Source organism: Streptococcus parasanguinis, from assembly GCF_001578955.1.
Lineage (GTDB): Bacteria > Bacillota > Bacilli > Lactobacillales > Streptococcaceae > Streptococcus > Streptococcus parasanguinis_U.
On record NZ_KQ969690.1, the window covers coordinates 182655 to 186441 of the forward strand.

General features: G+C 40.6%; 4 protein-coding genes. All 4 read left to right on the plus strand.

Annotation, left to right across the window (positions count from 1 at the left end):
• Positions 1-793: DUF1958 domain-containing protein (locus SPADD19_RS11515; RefSeq protein ID WP_128861583.1), on the plus strand; the 793-nt coding region annotated here is incomplete at its 5' end.
• Between the two features lie 71 nt (positions 794-864).
• Positions 865-2037, plus strand: coding sequence for an MFS transporter (locus SPADD19_RS04700; protein WP_061455373.1), 1173 nt, complete (start codon positions 865-867; stop codon positions 2035-2037).
• Between the two features lie 93 nt (positions 2038-2130).
• Positions 2131-2706 (plus strand): hypothetical protein, encoded by a 576-nt coding sequence (locus tag SPADD19_RS04705; RefSeq protein ID WP_061455374.1) that lies wholly within the window; start codon positions 2131-2133, stop codon positions 2704-2706.
• 73 nt (positions 2707-2779) lie between these two features.
• Positions 2780-3730: a competence protein CoiA gene (locus SPADD19_RS04710; protein WP_061455375.1), complete on the plus strand. Its 951-nt coding sequence runs from the start codon at positions 2780-2782 to the stop codon at positions 3728-3730.
• Positions 3731-3787 lie beyond the last annotated feature (57 nt).

Here is a 3787-nt window from a genome sequence, read left to right on the forward strand (position 1 = left end):
CTTGCAAGGCTACTATCAGGTAAACAATTATCCAAATGATGCGGCCAACCAGACAACTGCGCGTGATTTAGGGATTTTGGTCTATCATTTTATCAATCAATACCCAGATATTTTAAACTATACCAATCAAGCTCAAGTCACGGTCAAAAAAGGAACTCCGTATGAGGAAACCTTTGATACCTACAATTATTCATTGCCAGGAGCCAAGTATGCTTTGAAAGGTGTGGATGGTTTAAAAACTGGATCAAGTCCTCGTGGAGCTTTCAACTATATCGCGACCATCAAACGGGGCAATCAGCGCTTAATTGCTGTGATCATGGGGGTTGGAGATTGGGCAGACCAAGATGGGGAATACTACCGTCACCCATTTGGGAATGCCTTGATCGAAAAAGCCTATAAAGATTTTGGCTATAAGAAATTATTGGATTCTGGTGTCCAGCAGATTGATGGCAAGACCTATACACTCGAAAAACCATTCTATGCAACGGTGAAAAAGGGAGCTAAAGAGCCCACACTTGCAGTAAAAGATGGGTATTTGACAGTGGATAATGATCTCTATACTCTGTCTGAAGGAATCCGAGATGATATGAAGGTGGAAGAAGGGGCCAAGCCAGAACTGGTCAAAGAAACAGCAAGTGGAAAAAAGGCGACTGCCAAGCAAAGTAAATGGCTTTCGCTAGATCACTTCCTGATTTTGATTCCGATTCTCATTCTTGTCATCATTCTCTCGATTGAAAAACAAAGTCGAGATCGACGCAAAAGAGACGCCCAAAAGCGCTATTATAAAGATTAAGAATAAAACCTAACTGATTGTCGGTTGGGTTTTGTCATTGTTCCATTAGGATACTTTTAGAAAGGATGTAAATGAAAAAATTCCGTAATTCTTATGCAGCTTATATGCTACTCTATAGTTTTTATTTTATGTCTACCTCCCTCTTTACGACCTTAATTTCTGTCTATTTAATGGGGAAACACTATAGTGCCACCCAAGTATCGACCTTGGTATCTGTTGCCTTTTTCTTATCCATGGTAGCCCAACCCTTCTTTGGGTATATCAATGAACGATTTGGAATCGTAAAAATGACAACCCTCAGTCTGAGCATTATCATAGGTGGAGTCTTAGGTTTTCTTTGGGCTCCCAATCTCTTTTGGCTGACAGCTTTTTATGGAATCGTTCTAGTCTGTTTGAATGGAACAGCTCCCATGATGGAAGTTTTTGCAACGCAAAGTCCATACGCTTTTGGGAAGATTCGCGTTTGGGGAACGATTGGCTACTCAGTTGGAGTACAAATAGCTGGCTGGGTCTATCATCAGTTTAGTCCCCAAGCAGTCTATTATACGGTTTTAATCACGATTGTCCTAAGTATTTTCTGTCTAAGTGCCGTTCGAATGAAGAAAAAAGAGACAGTTATAGAGAAGGAAACAGAGCCCGTTTCTATTTGGCCTCTTCTTCACAACGGTCCTTATCTCTTCTTTATTATTCTGATTGGCTTGGCTTCAGGGGTTGGTAATATCGGTCACACCTATATTCCTGAGTTGCTGATGGATAGTGGTCTACCGGTTCATATTGCCTCAACGGTTGTGGCTATCTCAGTTGTAGTAGAAGCTCCCTTGATCTTTTTCTCTGATCGATTCATGGACCACTGGCCATTACGGGTTTTGATCGCTCTTCCAATCGGGATTATTTTCGCTCAATATGCCGTCTATGCTCTTCCAAGTCCTGTCTTCTTAAAAGTGCTCCTGACACTCTTAGCCAAGCATACGACAGGCATGGTTTTGGTTATGGTTTCCTTACGGTTTATTGCCCAACAGGTGAAGGGGAAAGACTTGGTTCTTGCTATGGCTATTGTACAGGGGGCACGCTACCTAGGTACGATTCTATTACAACCACTGGCTGCACACTTTATTGAATACGGCGGCTATCAACTTATGAGCCTCTTTTTAGCAGGAGTAGTAGGAATCGTTTTTGTAATGACCTTTGCCTTAAAAATGCCCCAAGGAAGATCTCACAGCCTTTTTGGTGGCAATGTAGAATAATTTTTTTGCTATTATCAAGAACTAGTGATTAATTTGACAATCAAAGTATTCGGTGATAGAATGAGGTAAAATAAAAATAAAGGAGACCATTTTATGAAAAAAATGATCTTATCGACAGCTGCTCTTTTGACGATTGTTTCCCTAGCTGCTTGTTCAAATAAGCAAGAAACAAAGAAGGAAACTTCAAATAGTCAATCAACTACTAAAGTGACGAGCAAATCTGCCAACACTACAAAAGGTAAGGATACTTCAACAGATTCAGAAAAAGGGTCAACTTCAAGTGTCGTTACAGATGAGGACATCAGTAAGGCAAAAACAGTGGGCGACTTCAAAAAGTTGTATGCAAAATTAATGGATCAGACAGTTTCTCTTACGGAAGAAGCAGGCTCTTCAGTAACAGGTTCCGCAAAAGAACAATACGATGCAACGATTAGTGCCTTGAAGCAAGAATTAGAAAACCAAAAAGATATCTTTAATGAAGGTTTGGAAAGCATCGGTTCAGATAGCACGGTTGTCCCTAAAGAAGACCGTGAAGCTTTGATCGAAAGCTTGAAAGATGCTCGAGAAGAGTTGGAAAGTACTCGTAAAGAAATGAAAGATATGCAGAAAGAATTGAGTAAATCTCCTGTTGCAGATGACGACAGTGATGATTCAGATTCTGAAGAATAAAAGGAAGAAAAGGTTGGAATTTCCAGCCTTTTTCTTATTTTTTTTCGAATGATATAGATGAGGAGGTGGGGCTATGTTTATTGCCATGGATAACAATCAACAGAGGTGGAACTGTATCAAGGAGGTCCCACCTACAACAGCTGGTCCTTTCTATTGCTTAGCTTGTCACAGTCAAGTGCGTCTAAAAAATGGCTCGGTTCTACGGGCTCATTTTGCTCATGTAGAATTACAGCATTGTCCCTATCATCACGAAGCTGAGAGTTTTGAACATCTGGAATTGAAAGCCAGTCTTTATGACTGGGCCTCTAGGGAGTCTAATACAGAAGTAGAAAGTTATTTAGCAGATTTTCAACAAATTGCCGATCTTTTGGTAGTAGACAAGAACTTAGCTTTAGAAGTGCAGTGTAGCTCCCTATCTTTAGAACGCTTGAAGGAGAGAAGCGATGCTTATCGCGCCCATGGTTACCAGGTCTATTGGTTACTTGGTAAAAAGTTGTGGCTCAAGGAAAGGTTAACAAAACTGCAGGCTGGTTTTCTTTATTTTAGTCAGAATCGAGGGTTCCATCTTTGGGAATTGGATCTGGCAAAGAAAGAGCTACGTTTACAATACCTCATTCATGAGGATTTACGAGGGCGATTGCATTATCAAACAGAAATTTTCCCTTTTGGTCAAAGGTCTTTACTAGAAGTCTTACGGACCCCTTATCTTTCGCAACCCATGCAGCAAATGGCAGTCGAGCTCGATCGGACATTTTTAACTTATATACAGCAGCAACTCTTTTATCGTCACCCAAAGTGGATGAGGTTTCAGGAAGAACTCTATTTGCAGGGACACCATCTACTGGAACTAGGCTTGGATTTCTTTTATCCTCTTTGTCGTCCGATCCTTTCACAGAACTTACTCCAAATTGAAGAGGATGTAGAAGGTTACTACCAGCAATTTATGGCCTATTATCAGTCACAAGGGATCCAACCTGTTCAGATCCTCTATCCCCCACGTTTTTATGCTCAACAGAAAAGCTAACTTTCTAAGATAGAAATCCTCCCGAAATGTTCATTTTTATGCTAAAATAGTACCACT

Excerpts from the sequence above, each read along its gene's own strand:
- SPADD19_RS04700 (WP_061455373.1), top strand. The coding sequence starts at position 865 with ATGAAAAAATTCCGTAATTCTTATGCAGCTTATATGCTACTCTATAGT.
- SPADD19_RS04705 (WP_061455374.1), top strand. The coding sequence starts at position 2,131 with ATGAAAAAAATGATCTTATCGACAGCTGCTCTTTTGACGATTGTTTCC.
- SPADD19_RS04710 (WP_061455375.1), top strand. The coding sequence starts at position 2,780 with ATGTTTATTGCCATGGATAACAATCAACAGAGGTGGAACTGTATCAAG.